The sequence below is a fragment of the Mesorhizobium sp. B1-1-5 genome (assembly GCF_006443065.1).
In the GTDB taxonomy this organism is placed as follows: domain Bacteria; phylum Pseudomonadota; class Alphaproteobacteria; order Rhizobiales; family Rhizobiaceae; genus Mesorhizobium.
On sequence record NZ_VFWS01000475.1, the window covers coordinates 1 to 1,255 of the forward strand.

At 62.2% G+C, this 1,255-nt stretch carries 2 protein-coding genes; both read right to left on the minus strand.

Annotation, left to right across the window (positions count from 1 at the left end; all coding sequences use genetic code 11):
* Nucleotides 1-146: 146 nt before the first annotated feature.
* Entirely contained in the window at nt 147-449 is a 303-nt protein-coding gene (locus FJ980_RS35685; RefSeq protein ID WP_246673079.1) for a hypothetical protein, read from the minus strand.
* A 418-nt stretch (nt 450-867) separates the two neighbouring features.
* Nucleotides 868-1,255 (minus strand): nucleoside diphosphate kinase regulator (gene rnk, locus FJ980_RS32505; protein ID WP_140547548.1); only part of this gene is annotated, 388 nt, incomplete at its 5' end.

Sequence of the window (1,255 nt, forward strand, 5' to 3'; positions counted from 1 at the left end):
GACTATCTGATCAGTCGTGGCGAGTCCGTTTTTCATCTGATGGGCCATAACAAGGTCGAGCCGGCGAAGCTCACCGACGGTGTGGAGGCAAGGCTCGACGGAACGCTTGTCTACCCGCTTTCCCAGCGTTCTGGATAGTCGAGGCCTCAGGCGGCCGACGGCCCCGGGTCGTCGAACCCGTCGTTGAAAGCCGCCATGACGCTGTTTTCCGCTTTGGGTTGTGACTCATCAGAGTGATGGGCGACGCGCAAAACCGGTCCGTTCGGTCGCCACGGGTCCGGCGCTGCATCCCCCGCCAGCTCCAATCTCTCCCGCCTTGCCGCTTCCGGCTGGTAGACCACTTCATGCACAGTCAGCGTTTCATGGCCGCCCTGCGCGGTCGGAATGGACATGGACTGACCTTCGGCCAGACCAAGCAGCGCCAGGCCGCGCGGGTTGGTGATCGGCAAAGCATGCCAACCAGACCGCGCATCTCGTCATGTGCGACGATGCGGGTCTCGGCAGGGCCGTCGTTTACACGATAGGTCACTCGGGTGCTGAGCGTCACGACCGTTGGCGGAATGTCTTCTCGAAACATCACAATTGCGCTCGAAATCTTCCGTTGAAGGACAACGGACAAGGCATCGCCGCGGGGATGGCGCTCTTGCATCACTTCAAGAATCGTGAAGTCCTTGGTGGTCAGTTGGCAGCTATCGATAGTGGGCATGGTGCGTCTCCAAGACGGACCCGTGAAAGGGTTCCGGCGTCAAGCATTTGATCGGATGTGGAAGCTACCCCTGTGCCGGACCAGAACAGGCCGGCGCAGGGGTCACACTCCCGCGATCAGGCTGCCTGCGTGATTGAGGAGACGGGTGGAAACGCCCATGTCTAGGCGTCTGCCGGGATCGCCGAAGACGCTGGTGCGCGCCGATCGACTGCATCGCCTTCCGCAGCGGGTTGGCCTACGGCAAGCACCGACAGTTTGTGCCGGCGCCCATCGCGCGCTGTCCACATGATCGACTGTCCGGCCGAGAGGCCGATCAGGGCCGTGCCGATCGGCGTGAGGACTGAAACCTTGCCTTCGGAGATGTCCGCGTCGCCAGGAAAAACCAGCGTGACTGTTTTGGCATTGCCAGTATCGGGCTTGAATGTCACCGTCGAACCCATCTGGACGGTGCCGGCGGAGACCCAATCATCGGCGACGATACGTGCCCGCTCGAGTTCGGCGAGCAGTTCATCGGAGGCCTCCGGATTGCGCGCGGCCACGGTGCTCGCA